This is a genomic window from Nostoc sp. T09 (genome assembly GCF_002154695.1).
Classification (GTDB): Bacteria; Cyanobacteriota; Cyanobacteriia; order Cyanobacteriales; family Nostocaceae; genus Aulosira.
Window position 1 is genome coordinate 30,327 of record NZ_MTAV01000046.1, and the last position, 14,874, is coordinate 45,200.

At 39.9% G+C, this 14,874-nt stretch carries 16 protein-coding genes and 1 pseudogene; 6 read left to right on the top strand and 11 right to left on the bottom strand.

Annotated elements, in window-relative coordinates:
* Positions 1–13 precede the first annotated feature (13 nt).
* The 4 genes from BV372_RS11625 to BV372_RS11640 form a co-directional block, all read right to left on the bottom strand.
* Entirely contained in the window at positions 14–310 is a 297-nt protein-coding gene (locus BV372_RS11625) for a hypothetical protein (protein ID WP_086686666.1), read from the bottom strand.
* A gap of 97 nt (positions 311–407) precedes the next feature.
* Positions 408–1,532 (bottom strand): magnesium chelatase ATPase subunit I, encoded by a 1,125-nt coding sequence (bchI, locus tag BV372_RS11630; RefSeq protein WP_086686667.1) that lies wholly within the window; start codon positions 1,530–1,532, stop codon positions 408–410.
* Between the two features lie 230 nt (positions 1,533–1,762).
* A complete protein-coding gene (locus BV372_RS11635) occupies positions 1,763–2,398 on the bottom strand; it encodes a hypothetical protein (RefSeq protein WP_086686668.1) in 636 nt (211 codons plus the stop codon).
* Between the two features lie 572 nt (positions 2,399–2,970).
* Entirely contained in the window at positions 2,971–3,297 is a 327-nt protein-coding gene (locus BV372_RS11640; protein WP_086686669.1) for a YbjQ family protein, read from the bottom strand.
* Between the two features lie 670 nt (positions 3,298–3,967).
* On the opposite strand from BV372_RS11640, the gene BV372_RS11645 reads away from it, so the two are divergent.
* The gene (locus BV372_RS11645) at positions 3,968–4,648 is read left to right on the top strand and encodes a lipopolysaccharide assembly protein LapB (RefSeq protein ID WP_086686670.1); all 681 of its coding nucleotides are present in this window, start codon (positions 3,968–3,970) and stop codon (positions 4,646–4,648) included.
* A 2-nt stretch (positions 4,649–4,650) separates the two neighbouring features.
* Here BV372_RS11645 and BV372_RS11650 read toward each other — a convergent pair.
* Positions 4,651–4,977 (bottom strand): annotated as a pseudogene (locus BV372_RS11650) (ABC transporter ATP-binding protein); the annotation flags it as partial.
* Positions 4,978–5,198: 221 nt separating this feature from the next.
* Positions 5,199–6,104 carry a peptidoglycan-binding protein gene (locus tag BV372_RS11655; protein WP_086686671.1) on the bottom strand — a complete coding sequence of 302 codons (906 nt, stop codon included), beginning with the start codon at positions 6,102–6,104 and terminating at the stop codon, positions 5,199–5,201.
* 467 nt (positions 6,105–6,571) lie between these two features.
* On the opposite strand from BV372_RS11655, the gene BV372_RS11660 reads away from it, so the two are divergent.
* Positions 6,572–7,186 (top strand): hypothetical protein, encoded by a 615-nt coding sequence (locus BV372_RS11660; protein ID WP_086686672.1) that lies wholly within the window; start codon positions 6,572–6,574, stop codon positions 7,184–7,186.
* Between the two features lie 329 nt (positions 7,187–7,515).
* Here BV372_RS11660 and BV372_RS11665 read toward each other — a convergent pair whose 3' ends face one another.
* The 3 genes from BV372_RS11665 to BV372_RS11675 all read right to left on the bottom strand — a co-directional run bounded on the left by BV372_RS11665 (position 7,516) and on the right by BV372_RS11675 (position 9,926).
* Positions 7,516–8,235 carry a hypothetical protein gene (locus BV372_RS11665; RefSeq protein ID WP_086686673.1) on the bottom strand — a complete coding sequence of 240 codons (720 nt, stop codon included), beginning with the start codon at positions 8,233–8,235 and terminating at the stop codon, positions 7,516–7,518.
* Positions 8,236–8,544: 309 nt separating this feature from the next.
* A protein-coding gene (locus BV372_RS11670) for an IS5 family transposase (protein WP_143845066.1) occupies positions 8,545–9,338 on the bottom strand; the annotation gives its coding sequence in 2 pieces (ribosomal slippage) (positions 8,545–8,999 and positions 8,999–9,338; 795 coding nt in all).
* Positions 9,339–9,551: 213 nt separating this feature from the next.
* A complete protein-coding gene (locus BV372_RS11675) occupies positions 9,552–9,926 on the bottom strand; it encodes a DUF4870 domain-containing protein (protein WP_086686674.1) in 375 nt (124 codons plus the stop codon).
* Between the two features lie 479 nt (positions 9,927–10,405).
* On the opposite strand from BV372_RS11675, the gene BV372_RS11680 reads away from it, so the two are divergent.
* The 3 genes from BV372_RS11680 (at position 10,406) to BV372_RS11690 (ending at position 11,985) form a co-directional block, all read left to right on the top strand.
* Entirely contained in the window at positions 10,406–10,666 is a 261-nt protein-coding gene (locus BV372_RS11680; RefSeq protein WP_086686675.1) for a hypothetical protein, read from the top strand.
* Between the two features lie 151 nt (positions 10,667–10,817).
* Positions 10,818–11,195 carry a VanZ family protein gene (locus tag BV372_RS11685; protein WP_086686676.1) on the top strand — a complete coding sequence of 126 codons (378 nt, stop codon included), beginning with the start codon at positions 10,818–10,820 and terminating at the stop codon, positions 11,193–11,195.
* A gap of 133 nt (positions 11,196–11,328) precedes the next feature.
* Positions 11,329–11,985 (top strand): class I SAM-dependent methyltransferase, encoded by a 657-nt coding sequence (locus tag BV372_RS11690; RefSeq protein WP_086686677.1) that lies wholly within the window; start codon positions 11,329–11,331, stop codon positions 11,983–11,985.
* Between the two features lie 5 nt (positions 11,986–11,990).
* On the opposite strand, the gene BV372_RS11695 is transcribed toward BV372_RS11690, so the two are convergent.
* A complete protein-coding gene (locus BV372_RS11695; protein ID WP_086686678.1) occupies positions 11,991–13,106 on the bottom strand; it encodes a PstS family phosphate ABC transporter substrate-binding protein in 1,116 nt (371 codons plus the stop codon).
* A gap of 254 nt (positions 13,107–13,360) precedes the next feature.
* On the opposite strand from BV372_RS11695, the gene BV372_RS11700 reads away from it, so the two are divergent.
* Entirely contained in the window at positions 13,361–14,611 is a 1,251-nt protein-coding gene (locus tag BV372_RS11700) for a serine/threonine-protein kinase (protein WP_086686679.1), read from the top strand.
* Positions 14,612–14,624: 13 nt separating this feature from the next.
* Here the strand turns inward: BV372_RS11700 and BV372_RS11705 are convergent, their stop codons facing one another.
* Positions 14,625–14,828 (bottom strand): hypothetical protein, encoded by a 204-nt coding sequence (locus tag BV372_RS11705; protein ID WP_086686680.1) that lies wholly within the window; start codon positions 14,826–14,828, stop codon positions 14,625–14,627.
* Between the last annotated feature and the right edge of the window lie 46 nt (positions 14,829–14,874).

Sequence of the window (14,874 nt, forward strand, 5' to 3'; positions counted from 1 at the left end):
TGGTTTTGACTAATTAAAGAGTTTGTAACAAGTCAGCAAAGCCATACAGGCTAATAAAGAGCAATATCAATGCTGTGAGTTGGGTAATTTTCGTTTGGGGTGAGGGAGCGATCGCTTCTCTAACTAAAATTGAAATAGATGCCCCCACTACTAAGCTCAAGCCCAGTACCATGTAAGGTCTATCTGGCATAATAGTGGCAATTCCTAGCATGGCGATCGCTAGCATTAACATTAATAACTCTACAAACCGAGGTGGATTGTATTGGCTAGATAAAATAAAACTGTTTAACCAAAAATGCCAATATCTCATAACAAGTGCTGAGTTAAGAGTGCTGAGTTAAGAGTGTGGAGTTAGGAGTTATGAAGCTATTTTTGATGCAAAACTCATAACTCATAACTAAAAATGCTTAACTCCTGGCCCCTAACTTTTGACCCGTGCCGTTTTTTTGTGCAGTATTATTTTCCGGTAGTTCCACACCAAAGACCCGCGCAAAAGCTTTTTCTACTTTGTAGCCAGAATCAATCGACTCTAAGGGGTCTTTCCGCAGCCTGTGACGCAGACAGAGAGTAATTACACGGCGGATGTCATCAACTGTGACTTCGGTACGTCCTTCCAAGGCGGTTAAGGCTTTGGCGGCGCGGTTAGTAACAATGTCACCTCGCAAACCATCCACATCTAGTTCCGAACAAATTTCCGAAATTTTGACTCGCAGATCGTAGTCGCTTGTAACTTCAGGTAACAAGTTCTGCGCGTTGACGATTTGCTGTTGCAATGCTTCTTGCTGGGGTTTGTATTTATCGACAAATGCGGGCGGATTTTGGTCAAATTCTGCCCGTTGCTCGACAATTTGCACTCGCAACGCTGGTTCTTTCACTGTGTGGATTTCTGCGTGCATCCCAAAACGGTCAAGAAGTTGGGGACGTAGTTCACCTTCTTCCGGGTTACCAGAACCGACAAGCACAAAACGTGCCGGGTGACGGATAGATATCCCTTCCCGTTCTACTGTGTTCCAACCGCTAGCGGCTGAGTCAAGCAACACATCTACTAGGTGATCATCTAGTAAGTTAACTTCATCTACATAGAGGATACCCCGGTTAGCTTTTGCCAAAAGTCCCGGTTCAAAGGCTTTCACACCTTCAGATAAAGCTTTTTCGATGTCGATTGTGCCGCAAACTCGGTCTTCTGTGGCTCCTAAAGGCAAGTCTACCATCTGCACTTTTTTGAGAACTACAGGGATTTCTGCCCCTTGTTCTAACAGTTGGCGGACTTCATCGCTCATCAAATCGGGGTCATTGGAGTCACTGCTGAAGGGGTCATTAGCAACAACAGAGATTTCCGGTAGCAGATCGGCAAGGGCCCGGATAGTTGTGGATTTGCCGGTGCCGCGATCGCCCATAATCATCACACCACCAATTTTGGGGTCAATCACGTTCAACAGCAGGGCCAGTTTCATTTCTTCCTGACCGACAATTGCTGTAAACGGGAATACCACACGTCGCGTACTCGCTGTGGTTTGAGCAGTAAGACTCACTAAATTACCTTATCAATATTTTTCTTATTACCGTTCTTTATTGTGCCATAGGTGGGGCTATGGGAAGATTATGCATTCCCAACTCTTGATAATTATCAAGCTCGCCTTTATAAAAAAAGATGGTAAAGCAATAGGCGATCGCGATCGGCAAATCAGTCTTTAGATATTAAAAAGCACCTTAAAAAAGGCGCTATTAAAATCTAATGAAGTGTGCTTTTCCAGACAACTTTTTAAGGATTGTAAGTATTAGTTCTAGGTTTACGAGCACCAGCAACTGCTCCTATCAACGACGCGGCTAAACCCAATAAAGAACCGAATACAAACCACCACAAGCCTCTAGAGGTTGCAGCAGCAATATCACGAGCTTGTTGAGCAGATACGTTTGGTATATTTTGTGGCACATTGCCAATCGGCTGTTGTGTTTGGTTCAGAACTGCTGCTGCGTTAGAAGCAGCTACACCAAAAGCACCCGATACCCCGCTTGCTAATAGCCAAGAGCTAAGGGCTAAAGTTGTTGCCCAAAGGATTGCGCCGTTAAGTAATGCTGTGTTGCGGTTCATCGGACCACAAGCACGCGCTGTTACCCAACCACCAGTAAACAGGGAAATTAACAAACCAATCGTTGACCAAAGACCGACGTTACTAGCAACATTAGGTGCAACACTTCTCGGTGCTCCTGAACCGGCAACATTGCCAGCGCCGATCGCACCAAACAATGCACTTAAAATTAATTGCGTAACTAAGGCAACCAACACACCAGAAATAATTGGACCCCAACGCACAAGGTCGTGGTATTCAGCAACTCGACCCCCCACCACAGGCTCAGGAGGAATAACTTGGTCTCCTACCCGATTTGCATATGACATAAACTATTTTCTCCTTTACTGCTTCAGCAAAATTTTTTCTAGGTATATTTTTGCTTGTGATTAAGATTAAATTGCTAAATATAATTTTTTCTATCTATCAGCAGAAAGAGTTATATACTCTATCTTTAGTAGTAATAAATTTTGTCTTATTCTTTTGTCCAAGCTAAGTCAAACTATGTATAGAAATAAATTTTCTTTAAAATTATTGCCTACTTAATTAAATATTAATACTTAAGTTTTAAATGTATTAGCTAGATTATCAAAATGAAATTAATTATACTCTGAAAACAAATAATTATTAATTTTCGGACTTACCCAAGAACTCTCTGAAACTCTCTTTCCTTTGTGTCCTACCCTTCTCCTGCGGAGACGCTACGCGTAGCTTGCTTAAGCGTAGGGGTAAGAGAACGGCTTCGCCAACACGTTTACGTTTTTTCATAATTTTGCGTAAGTCCTGAATTTGTCTTAGGTAGTTACTGTTTAATAAAAAAGATTTAATTTAGAAAATTTACTGATAATTATTTATTTGCTTATAGCAAAAAATGACATTTAGATTTATCAGCATATAAAAACTAACGCATCTTCACAGCAGTACCTGTGGCAGTAATCAGTAATAGCACTCCTGACTGGTCAACATTAATTGTACCTGTATCAATTTCAATGCCAATCACAGCATCTGCGCCTAAACGCTGTGCTCGTAGCTCTAGCTCTTGTAATGCCTTGCGTTGGCCTTGCTCAAACAAACGTTCATAGCTGCCAGTGCGTCCACCGACAATATCGCGAATGCTAGCCAAAAAATCCCGTAGGAAATTGCTGCCATATACGACTTCCGCCGTTACAATGCCCAGATATGACTGAATAACTGCTCCTTGAATGACATCAGTTGTAGTCAAAATCATAATTTAGCCTCATAAATAGTTTGTGAGTTGATTAACTATAACAATCCTAAATCATTCGTGAAAAAATATACTCTTTATTGCCTGTTAGCTATTGCCAGCCTCCATACACAATTTCACAACTCAAATGGGATTGTATATATACGCTTATAAATTTTTATATCAGTTATAGCCATGTGCAGAGAGCAGGAAGTGAGGGAACATTTTGGAGTTTAAATCGATCTAATCCAGATAATCACCAGATGAGGATGAATGCAAAGGTCAACAGCTCTTGAAAATTGGATACAGGCTGCTTGAATTTATTTATGAGTAAAATGCATTCCCATGTGCAGGCTAACGCTGCCGCCAAAATATCAATTACACCTGTTTCTATCTTTAAGAGAATATTGCAAATTTGATTTGTTTTATATTACTTAAATTTATATGTAATGTATAAATTTAACCTATTATGCTAGCAAAGCATTTTGGCTCACCATACTGTGGAATATACTTTCCTTCAGCTACTTCTTACTTAAAACTTCAGTAAAAACTCGGGTTTTATAGCACCAGTACTGGCAGTACTTATAAGAGATTATTAATATTTTATAAAAGTGAAAAAATACAGTTTTCAAAAATCAACATTTCTGTTTTAATGTACAAGAAAAAAGTTCGCTCTCATCTCAGGAAATTTACTATGTACAAACGGATCTCACTTATAGTAAGCATTTTGTTATTGGGCTGTTTCGCCGCCACTCTATCTCCAGCGGCTCAAGCTCAAGTCTTGTTAGCACAAGCTAGAAATCCAGAAGTAAAGCAAATGCTAGAAGAAGGGCGCAGGTTGGTCGATACTGGTGATTATAGTGGGGCAATTTCCGTTTATCAACAAGCAGCAGGACTAGAACCCAAGAATGCGAAGATTCATTCGGGCATTGGCTACTTATATGCTCAACAAGGAAATTTTCAAGCAGCACTAGCAGCTTATCGTCGTGCTCTTGCCATCAATCCCAACAATGGCGATTTCTACTACGCTGTGGGCTACATCAAAGGTAATATGGGTGATACAGCTGGGGCGAAAGAAGCTTACCGTCGTGCTATTCAACTAAACCGCAACAATGTTAATGCTTATTTGGGATTAGCTGTCACTCAGGCCCGTCTGGGAGACTACCAAGCAGCTGGCTGGGCATACGAACAAGCAATCAACCTCGATCGCAATAATGCCCAAACTTATGAGTTAATGGGTTCAATGTATAAGCAAAGACGGCAAGCCAAGCAAGCTGGCAACTTGCTAAATAAAGCTCGTGACTTATACCAGCGACGCAATGACTTCGATGGCGTCGCCAGGGTAGAAGCATTACTGCGAGATTTAGGAGGATGAGGTTAATCTAACTGGCGTCTTGTTAGTTCTACGAAAATATCTTCCAAGTTAGAGGGATGACCATCATCTCGGTTTTATTAGGTTGTTATTCCAGGTAGATATGAGCTGCCTCTAAAGTGGGGAAAAGTAGATATTCCCAGCGAAGTGCACTATTACCTTGCACCTCAGTAACATTTAGCTGCATCATCACCAAACCTTTGCCATAGCAGTGCGTAATTGTTGCAGAGTTACCAAAGAAATTAACTACCACCATCCATAATTTAAATGCGTCCTGGCTTGACTGAAGCAAAAGCATCACATAAATACTCCACTTCATCCATATAGTGGGACAAGGCGTTTGTCGTAAAACTTGTAGAAGTTTTCTTGCAAAGCAGCAGTCATGGATTAATAGCTAATACTACTTGATCTAGGTTCAATATGCGATCGCATTCTTATCCAGGGGATAGATCGAATAAGCAATGCCCACCCTTACCTGATTGACCTGGTAGGGTGGGCAAATATTGTGAAATTTTAAAGAAGTCAAATTACAGCAAAATTAAGATGCCAAACCTCATCCTGGGAAACTCTTCAATAAATCATCCCCAGGAATAACTGAAGTGTAGAAGACGTAGTCATTATTAGCTAGATAGCGGCGGTCTTGTTTAATAATTGCCATAAATTCCCGATGTCCTTCTCGCCTACGCCCAACTAAACAACCTGCACTCGCATTTTTAATATCATTTGCTGGAGCATCATAGCCCCAGTGTTGATTAACTTGGAAAAGACCTGTGTCAAGTTTATCGCCGGTGCGTTGAAAATCTTTGTTGAAATCTCGGTGAACAGTAATCGGCGCAACTTGTATTAAAGCTTCGTGGCGGTCTGCATTGCCGTGGTAGCCTACTGCCCAAGCTTTATATTGCCCAAACTTAATTCTGGCAGCTCCTGCTGGATTCATAGGATTGTAGGTATAATAGCTGCCTGGCTCAGTAGTAGCTTGCCAATGGTTCACAATTTTGGGAACACCCTCTATTATTTCAATGACAACCCTGCGATCGTTAAATTGATTAGGTGTATCACTATTGAGATCCCAATCTTCATTCATGCCCTCTATATAAACAATGTTGTATTTTCTAACTCCTGTGAATACCTGATAATCTTTCTTAAGCAAATATTTTACAATTCTGCTGGCAATGCTATTGCTGAGTTTTAAAGGTGGTTCAGGTAGTTCATCTGGTTTAGTTTCAATGAGATTTTTGGCTGTGGCTGCTCCTAAATAATCATTTTCTCCAGACTTAGTTAATTCTTGAAATGTTTTCAGAGCCGCTGCTGAGACTGGTCCAAATTTACCATCTGCTGGAGGATCTAATAGTCCTAAGCCAATTAAAAGTACCTGAATCTGACGAGTTAATTCTGTATCCTGACCAATTGCCTCGAAGTTCCATTTCTCTTGTTTTCCTAAGAAATCTTGTAGTTTCATCCCGTACTTGCCTCCATTTATCTATTTGTTAGGTAGGTACAAACATAGTTGTGTAGAATAATTCTGTTTGAGAACATACCCTTGGATAAAAATTCTCGTCAAAATTCTTACTTATCATATACAATATTAGTATATATAAGTACATATTTAATCCAGAAAAAGCACTTATATAGTGTATTGGAAGAATGTGATTAAATACAATATTTCCGTAGTTACGTAATGTAAATTCAATTATCGCTATAAAACTAAGTAATAGCGGAAGACTATTATTATCAAAAAAACTAATTTTTGTATCAATCAATTTACATTTTTTGAGATTGAGCCGAACTCTTGGAGATCGTAGCATTAGTCACTGACTCATCCCTCCAAAAAATTTAATTTTTTGTATCAATAAATTTCAAATTTAGAAAAATAAGTTAGCTTTATGGCACTAAAAAATCCAGTGCTATTACTTAGTGCCTAGAGAAATGACCACAGAAATATCACTTCGCCTTCGCGATCTCAAACCGGAATATCAGAAACTTTGGAATAGTTGTGAAATCAAACCTGAGAATTTGAACCAGACTCAAGAGATAGTGGCGAAAATCCGCTTAAATCGCCGTCGATATCAAGCCGTGCAGCGAGAAATTAATGTGCCCTGGTACTTTATTGCAGTCATCCACAACATGGAATCCTCCCTGAAGTTCACCAAACATCTGCATAACGGTGACTCCCTAAAAAAACGCACATTCAACGTACCATCAGGTAGACCAATTGCCGAACCAATCAACGGCTGGGAAATAGGATATACGTGGGAAGAGAGTGCAATAGATGCTTTAATTTTTCAAGAATTCGACAGAGTAAAAGACTGGAGCCTAGCCGCACAGCTTTGGCAGATAGAGAAATATAATGGTTTTGGCTATAGGCAGTACCATCCAGAAGTTCTGACTTCTTACTTATGGTCAGGCACTAATTTTTACACCCAAGGTAAGTACAAAAGCGATGGTCAATGGGATGCTAGTGCCGTTTCTGCCCAAATTGGAGTAGTAGCGTTACTCAAAAGTTTGATCAAAGTAGAAAATCTGCAAATTCCATTAGCTTAATTAGCTATGGCAAGTGTATTCGAGCTTCACTCAACCTACAGCGAAGGATAGCATCCCCACTAGGAAGATTGCTCTGCGTCGTACACCAACAGCGATCGCATAATACATGAAATAAATAATGTTATTAACAAAAAAGGAACTCTTAATAGGAAATTCCATTAAGAGTTCTCTGCTTTTAGGGGCAGCTAGTTTACGGGCGTAAAGCTTTGCGCCCCTACCTCATGTATTGTTTGCATTCTTTTTTAAAACTGGTAGAATTCATGGATTTATAACAGTGTTTTGATTGAGACAGTTGCAAAATCTCAAAACTCGTAATTCTGAATTTACCTTTAATCCAGCTTTACTGTTTCTAACTGAATATTTTTATCCCTTTTCCGTATCAACAAGCCACCAATTCCAAAAGCAATAACGCCAAGGATACTGCCAGATTCAGGAACAGGTTGAGTGATAACAGGGGGGTTTCCTGGAGGAACATAGTAGCTATTACTTACGTAGGTATCACTAGCTCCCCCTGGCAGACTACCCACATGAATACCTACCTGTAATTTACCTGCACTCAAAGCAGCAAGAACATTATTATAGTTAGCGCTGAAACTAACGCCTAAAGCCTCCCCTGATTGCACTGAATTTTTGTTAGCGCCAGATGTTCCTCCGCCAAAAGTTGTACCATCCCATCCAGAAATATTATTACTTTGGGATAAATTTTGGGGATTAGCATCGAAATCTACAATGCCAACATTACCTATATCGACCATCATATTAGATAGAAGGCTAGATATACTATTGTCAACACTGAAGGCAAATTGTTTAAGTGCATTAGTACCAGAACTGTTGTTTAAAAATTTGAACAGAACTTTATCACTACCACTTTGAGTTACATCAAATGAAAAGTCGGACTTATAAGCATCACCAACTGTATCACCCCCAGCAATATTGTTAAAGCCAAAAGTTACAGCAGCAGCTGGCACAGAAGTTGTAGCCAGAGCAACACCTGTTGTGACGATAAGAGTAGATATTAATGCACCAAACTTCATAATTAATAAAAACATTACAAACTCTATATATTGACAATAGATTCATCTATTTTAGAAATCAACTGTATATATGCTAGGTTTTGTAAATATGCTATCTTTACTAAAAATTCAATATTATAAAAATGAGATATTGGGGTTTCTAATATTTGCCTGATTTCAATAAAAGAAATTTAAAGCTCATGAAACTTTATAAAGTTATTATGAAATTAGCCTAAACTTATGGAACTAATTATTACACATCAATTAGTAAATACACTTATTGTCATTAGGCTTGTTATATCATATTCCGCCTCATCACTTAGAGACCATTTATAAAGTAAATCTTTAGGCGACTAGACGACGTAGCATAATACGAGTCATAACAGCATATATAGCAGCTTCACTCATGTCAGGAAGACGTTCGTAATCTTTACTGAGACGATGATACTGGTTGAACCAGCCAAATGTTCTTTCTACTACCCAACGCTTGGGTAAAACCTCAAACCTTTTATCAGTACGGCGTATGACCTCAACATGAGCTTGAATCATCAGCCATACCGCCAGGGCAAACTTGTCACCGTCATAGCCTGAGTCAACCCACATGACTTCAACTTTTTCCAATAATTCTGGTCGTTCCTCCAGTAATTCCATCAAAGCATATGCTGCCAGTACTCTTTCAGGGGCATTGCCTTCACTTACAACCACTTTGAGCAATAGTCCTAGACTATCTACTATCGTTTGACGTTTCCTTCCCTTAACTAGCTTGCCACCATCAAAGCCGTAAACATCCCCCTTTTTTCAGTCGTTTTTACCGACTGACTGTCTGCGGCGATCGCTGTTGGTTGTGTTGATTTACCTAACTTTGAGCGAACTTGACCGCGCAGTGTATGGTTTAATTTTTCCCAAACACCCTTGCGCTGCCATTTGCGGTAGTAGCTGTATACCGTTGAGCTTGGAGGGAAATCTCCTGGCAGCATCTCCCATTGACATCCCGTTTTTAAGTGGTAGTAGATGGCGTTACATACTTCCCGCATATCAGTTGTGCGAGGATGTCCTCCAGATTTTGCTGGTGGAATTAATGGAGCGAGAATTTCCCATTCTAAGTCACTAAGGTCTGTAGAATAAGCCTTTCGAGCCATTGCTTTCTAAGTAGTTGTACCGTTTTAAAAGTATCCTATCTTTGCAATTTCTCTGAGCTAGCCATCTTTAGATTTACTTTATAAATAGCCTCTTATAGATGATACTGTCGCTCCAGCCAGGTTATCGCACAGAGCGATCGCATAATTCATAAAAAAAGGGATGATATCCTCAATCCCTTTTGCGAAAATAAATTATATCTGTAGTCAACGTAATTAAAAAACTCTAAAAATAAATGGATAACGGAATGGTTGATCTGGGTTAGTGAGACAGTGAAACAGCGCCCAAATTGTCAGTCCCCAGTGCAGGGCAAAGCCTAAAGCCACAACAGGGAAAAACAAAATTCCGCCCAAACCAAAGGTCAGCCAAGACAAAATCGCAATTGGTACTCCAATTACAGTTGCCCAAAACCAAACATTGAAGTGAAAATTAATCGATTCTTTGGCATTGCTTTTCACAACTGGGTCATCAGAAATTAAGTTAATTACAATTGGAACCCCAATCGATAACAATGTTGTACTAAAGAAAATCGCCCCATGAGATAGAGAGGATAGCAATTTACGCTTATCAGAATCGTATGTAACTTGCATCCTGGTGGCTCCTCCACTTGCTTTATAGCTTTAATTGTAACGGTTGCTTAATAGATATAGTATTGGAGTTTACCGTACTCAAGGTGTTTTACCGCTTTCCCTTGAGATAGATTAACTTTGACTCGTACTCATCAACTATAGATTATGAGGTTTACCGAACCCCTTACTAAAGTAAAGTTGAAAGCGATCGCCCCGTGGTCTATTATGTACTGAGTAGCAAGTTTTATGTTCGTGCAGCTTTGCTTCCAAAGGAGAACTCATTTGGCAAAGTCTTTCTTCTAGGGTATTTGGGGAATTTGATGAAGAGTAACTTTCTTTTTCCCTATACTGTATAGACGCACAATGGTTTGGCTTTAAATATGAAGTTTGAGTTAATATCCTGTGGGGTAGGAATCTTGCTTGTGATACAACTAACATGAATGTATCCAGTAGGGTAGGCAACGCTAAACCTACGAATTATTTTAGAAAGGTGGTAGAAAATGGGTCGCATAAATCCCTACACGCTACAGATGCAGATTACTCGCATGTTTGAGCAAGGGCAATCATTCTTCGCCACAACCAAAGTGCAGGATTGGTTGAAAGAACGCAATCACGATCCACTGGAATATGACATTATCTTCCATAAAAAACCTGCTCCCCCTGGTTCTAAAGAAGTCATGGTAGTAGAAATTGAATTACGTCGTAAAGATGGACAACCTGTAGACCCGTGGTTACAAGAACAAGTGAATCTTCATGCCTAATTTTGCCATAAATTAGGCATCCGGCTCATGTCAAATCTTCAAATGAAGTTTTCATTATCTTAATAATTTTTCTAAAAATGGAGCGTTCCCAATTATGGAATGCTCTTTGTTGTTTTTGAAGTTATAAATATTACGGTTTTCAGCGCTCACAATGAAAGTTAATCAGCCTTGGGTTTTTGCATTTTGGCTTTACTTTGGAATTTTGATGTCCATCTCTCTATCAGCTTATCTGAAAATTATCCCAACTGAACTATCAGAATTTCCGCATTACGATACAATTTTGCATTTTTTATTGTTAGGTATCGCAGCTTTTTTAAGCCATTTAGCGTTCAACAAGCGTAAAATTCAAATTTTAAATATTTCTCTGCCACTGGCACCAATGATTGTGATATTTTTTTGTGTAGTTGACGAGGTAATTCAATTCTTTGTACCCTACCGTTCCTTTGATTTAGTTGATTTAGCTGCTGACCTTTGCGGTATCGTGTTATTTACTTGGTTAGCAGAAAGGCAAAATTTGAACAAAGCCTAAAATAAAGACTAGAACAAAAAGCTTTTTGCTGGTTTTGTACAATCACCTAAGTCTATTGGCTGAGGTTAGTTTTTTATAGCAAATTGTAATTTGGAATGAGTAAGAGAGGCTCAAACATTTAGGAAAGTCAAAAATGACTAGAAACCAAGCTTGTGGACAATCACCAAATCATATTTGTGGCAGTTGTAGACAACGCCTATTTGCTTGGATGATGGCTAAAGGTAGCGACGGATATGAGAAAGCAGTAGGCGATCGCAAACGCTCCCTCTTTGCCAACCTCTACGGTAATGTTTTAGAAATTGGCCCAGGAACTGGTCCCAATCTGCTCTACTACCCTAAAAATATTCACTGGATAGGAATTGAACCAAATCCATCCATGCATCCTTACCTCCAGCAAGCAGCAGTAAAGCTGGGTTTAAATATCGAGATTCGTACTGATATAGCCGAATGTATAAAAGTAGAAGATAACAGTATGGATGCTGTTGTTAGTACTTTAGTTTTGTGTTCAGTTCCAAATTTAGCAAGTACATTACAAGAGGTTTTAAGAATTCTCAAACCAGGTGGAAGCTTCTTATTTATTGAACACGTCGCAGCACCCAATGGAACTTTATTGCGACGCTTACAAACTATAATTCGCCCAATTTGGAAAGTGTTGGGTGATGGTTGTAATCCAGATCGAGAAACTTGGCTAGCCATAGAAAATGCTGGGTTCTCCAACGTAAATTATCAGCATTTCGAGGCACCATTTCCGATTGTTAGCCCTCATATTATTGGTGTAGGAACAAAGTAATAAGACTACTTTAAATTCACTTGACCTCTGGCTATTGGTTCTTGGCTTCTTTCTGCCACTAACCCAGCTTGCTCAATTGCCTTTTGTCCCTGCTCTGTTGCTAAAAGTCTGAGATACGCTTCTCCTACTTGTTGTTCCTTACCCTTGTTCTGTTTAATCACCACAAATAATTTAGAGGTCATGGGATAACTACCATTTTTGATTGCTTCCGTGTTCAGCTGATTGCGCTTTTGTGGGCACTCATTTGGTGGTACAAAGGGTTCTTGATAGGGAGAAGTTAGCTGTGTGGAAGTAAGACCTAAAGGTAGAGCCTTGACCATACATTGATGAACCACTCCTCGCGCAGAAGCGTAATATAATCCACCAGGGGTTTGGTTAACACGGCGCAGTGCTTCCGTTGTGGAATAAACATACTGCACATTAGAGCCAAGGGCTTGCTTATCCAAAACCTGCTTGCCAGATATTAATACCACATCGGCATTTTCTGGATGTTGAGAGAAAGGAGTAATAGCAAGGTCTGGCCCGCCTACCTGCTTCCAGTTAGTAATTTGTCCCAAATAAATCTGTTGCAATTGGTCAACAGTTAAGCCTGGCACTTTGAGTGCTGGGTTGACTACTACTGCTACCCCATCAATACCAACCTGATGTTCCTCTAGTATGAAGCCTCGCTGTCTAGCTATATCTTTTTCTTCATCTGTGAGGGGACGGGAAGACTCAGCAAAATCTAGCTTCCCATCAAGCAACATACGAATACCAGAGCCTGAACCAGGGCTAGTGCTAGCAGGGTTAACGTAGCGCAACTGTAGCTCCGGACGACTAATCTGAATCTGAGAATCAACCAGTTGTCTGATTGGTGCCCATGCTGTGCTCCCACCGTAATTGAACGATCCTATGGGAACATTAGTTACAGTCTTAAAGTTTGAAGTTGCAAGAGCAGAAGTAGTTGCTGCACCTTGACCAGAGGAAGCAAAAGCACCGTTATCGACCTGGAGGCGCGGTCTCAGCCATAACCAAAGTCCACCAATGATTGCAACTGTCACTAATTCGCCAATAATCAGTCCTCTAATCATCTGTACGGCATCTTGGCTGAGTGGCACGCTTTTTTTGCTATCATTGGTCATTTTGCTTTTCTTCCGCTCATTTAGCTGGTTTTCAGTAAGATAGAATCAGGATTGAGCTTAAGCTTAACTTTATGGTTGAATGCTCATTTCTTCTATTTTCTAATTTTCTTGCAACAGCTAAATGCACTCTTCATAAAGTTTAGATAAGACTTCCAGTAAATTACGGTTAATTTCCTTAAGAAAACTATATATTCCTGCTATATTGTATTTTTTTAAGTAAAATCACTTAATACAACCGTCAGGGATACCGTAACATGTTAAGCAGCAAGTTACTAGGGGAGCGTTACCAGGTTGTTGAAGTTTTGAGTCAAGGAGCGTTTTGTCAAACATACAAAGTCCAAGACACCTACCTTCCCAATCATCCCACCCGCGTCGTCAAACATTTCTTACCTAGTAGTAAATATTCGATTCCCGTAGAAATACGCAGACGGCTATTTACACGAGAAGTAGATGCCCTAAAAAAACTGAGCAACTATGACTTGGTGCCTCAACTTTTAGCTGATTTTGAAGATAACCTTGAATTCTACTTAGTACAAGAGTTCATTGAAGGACATTCCCTGAGTGCCGAACTGTCGCCTGGTCGCTGCTGGTCGGAAAGCAAAGTTTTTCAACTTTTGTACGAGGTCTTGAGTATCCTAAATTTTGTTCACAGTCATGGGCTGATTCATCGCGATGTCAAGCCGAACAATATTATTAGAAGGAAGCAGGATAATCGATTAATTTTGATTGATTTTGGTGCTGTTAAGCCAATTTGGAATCAATTAATTAGAGGTCAAGAAAAAACTGCAATCTTTACCCCAATTGAACAATACACCACCATTGCAATTGGTACACCTGGCTATATGCCTAATGAGCAACAGCGAGGTAAACCACGCTTGAATAGTGATATTTATGCTCTTGGCATGATTGGCATTCAAGCCCTAACGGGTGTACATCCAACACAATTGCCAGAAGATTCCAATACAGGTGAGATAATTTGGCAAAACTTGGCACAAGTTAGTAGTGGGCTAGCCTCAGTACTGAATAAAATGGTGCACTATCACTTTCAAGACCGATATAAGTCGGCAAAAGAAGTATTGGAGGCGCTCCTAGCAATAAGTAATTTAAATATGCCAACGCAGGAGTCAGCTTTTTCTCCGGCATCGGTCAATATTAAACTAGAATATCAACTGCTTTTAGCTGGGCAGGATACGACGAACCAAGTTTCTTGGGATGAGGATGACTACCCCAGCGATATTACACTATCGGATACGCTGTTACCAGCAACTAATATCTACCAACCAATACAGCAGTCTGAAATCTCCTCATCAATAAAAGAGCATCAGCGCAATCAGACATCCAATACCACTGTTTCTGTTTTTTCTAAGAAGCCTGCTTTGCTGATTGGCTTAGTAGTAGGCGTGTTTTCTGGATTAGTTCTAATGATTGTTAGCTACTGGTCTGTGCAGATAGTTACTCCTGCTCCTCAAGTCCAAGATTTGCGACTGCAAATGCCAAAGGAGTAACGTTAACCTTCGGTTATAGTTGCCTTTGTTGGGTTGCTGGTTGATTAGGCTTAGATTGCACGCTATCTCTGTGAATCAAAAACGCTACAATCCCGACTACAACTAAGTTAGTAATTAGAAGTCCAACAGCGCTCCATATCCAAACCTTCGTCTTTGAGCTATTTCCTAAGTCAGTTGGGTTATCAGCTAAGTCAGTTGGGTAGGATTTGCGGTTCATGGTTTTTTCCACAATAACCTAATTTACACTACCTTATTTTACCGCT

What these genes read in the sequence shown, in the direction of transcription:
- BV372_RS11655 (WP_086686671.1), bottom strand. Translation starts at nt 6,104, where the DNA reads ATGAAACTACAAGATTTCTTAGGAAAACAAGAGAAATGGAACTTCGAG.
- BV372_RS11685 (WP_086686676.1), top strand. Translation starts at nt 10,818, where the DNA reads ATGAAAGTTAATCAGCCTTGGGTTTTTGCATTTTGGCTTTACTTTGGA.
- BV372_RS11700 (WP_086686679.1), top strand. Translation starts at nt 13,361, where the DNA reads ATGTTAAGCAGCAAGTTACTAGGGGAGCGTTACCAGGTTGTTGAAGTT.
- BV372_RS11625 (WP_086686666.1), bottom strand. Translation starts at nt 310, where the DNA reads ATGAGATATTGGCATTTTTGGTTAAACAGTTTTATTTTATCTAGCCAA.
- BV372_RS11675 (WP_086686674.1), bottom strand. Translation starts at nt 9,926, where the DNA reads ATGCAAGTTACATACGATTCTGATAAGCGTAAATTGCTATCCTCTCTA.
- BV372_RS11690 (WP_086686677.1), top strand. Translation starts at nt 11,329, where the DNA reads ATGACTAGAAACCAAGCTTGTGGACAATCACCAAATCATATTTGTGGC.
- BV372_RS11660 (WP_086686672.1), top strand. Translation starts at nt 6,572, where the DNA reads ATGACCACAGAAATATCACTTCGCCTTCGCGATCTCAAACCGGAATAT.
- BV372_RS11640 (WP_086686669.1), bottom strand. Translation starts at nt 3,297, where the DNA reads ATGATTTTGACTACAACTGATGTCATTCAAGGAGCAGTTATTCAGTCA.
- BV372_RS11635 (WP_086686668.1), bottom strand. Translation starts at nt 2,398, where the DNA reads ATGTCATATGCAAATCGGGTAGGAGACCAAGTTATTCCTCCTGAGCCT.
- BV372_RS11695 (WP_086686678.1), bottom strand. Translation starts at nt 13,106, where the DNA reads ATGACCAATGATAGCAAAAAAAGCGTGCCACTCAGCCAAGATGCCGTA.
- BV372_RS11705 (WP_086686680.1), bottom strand. Translation starts at nt 14,828, where the DNA reads ATGAACCGCAAATCCTACCCAACTGACTTAGCTGATAACCCAACTGAC.
- BV372_RS11680 (WP_086686675.1), top strand. Translation starts at nt 10,406, where the DNA reads ATGGGTCGCATAAATCCCTACACGCTACAGATGCAGATTACTCGCATG.
- BV372_RS11665 (WP_086686673.1), bottom strand. Translation starts at nt 8,235, where the DNA reads ATGTTTTTATTAATTATGAAGTTTGGTGCATTAATATCTACTCTTATC.
- BV372_RS11645 (WP_086686670.1), top strand. Translation starts at nt 3,968, where the DNA reads ATGTACAAACGGATCTCACTTATAGTAAGCATTTTGTTATTGGGCTGT.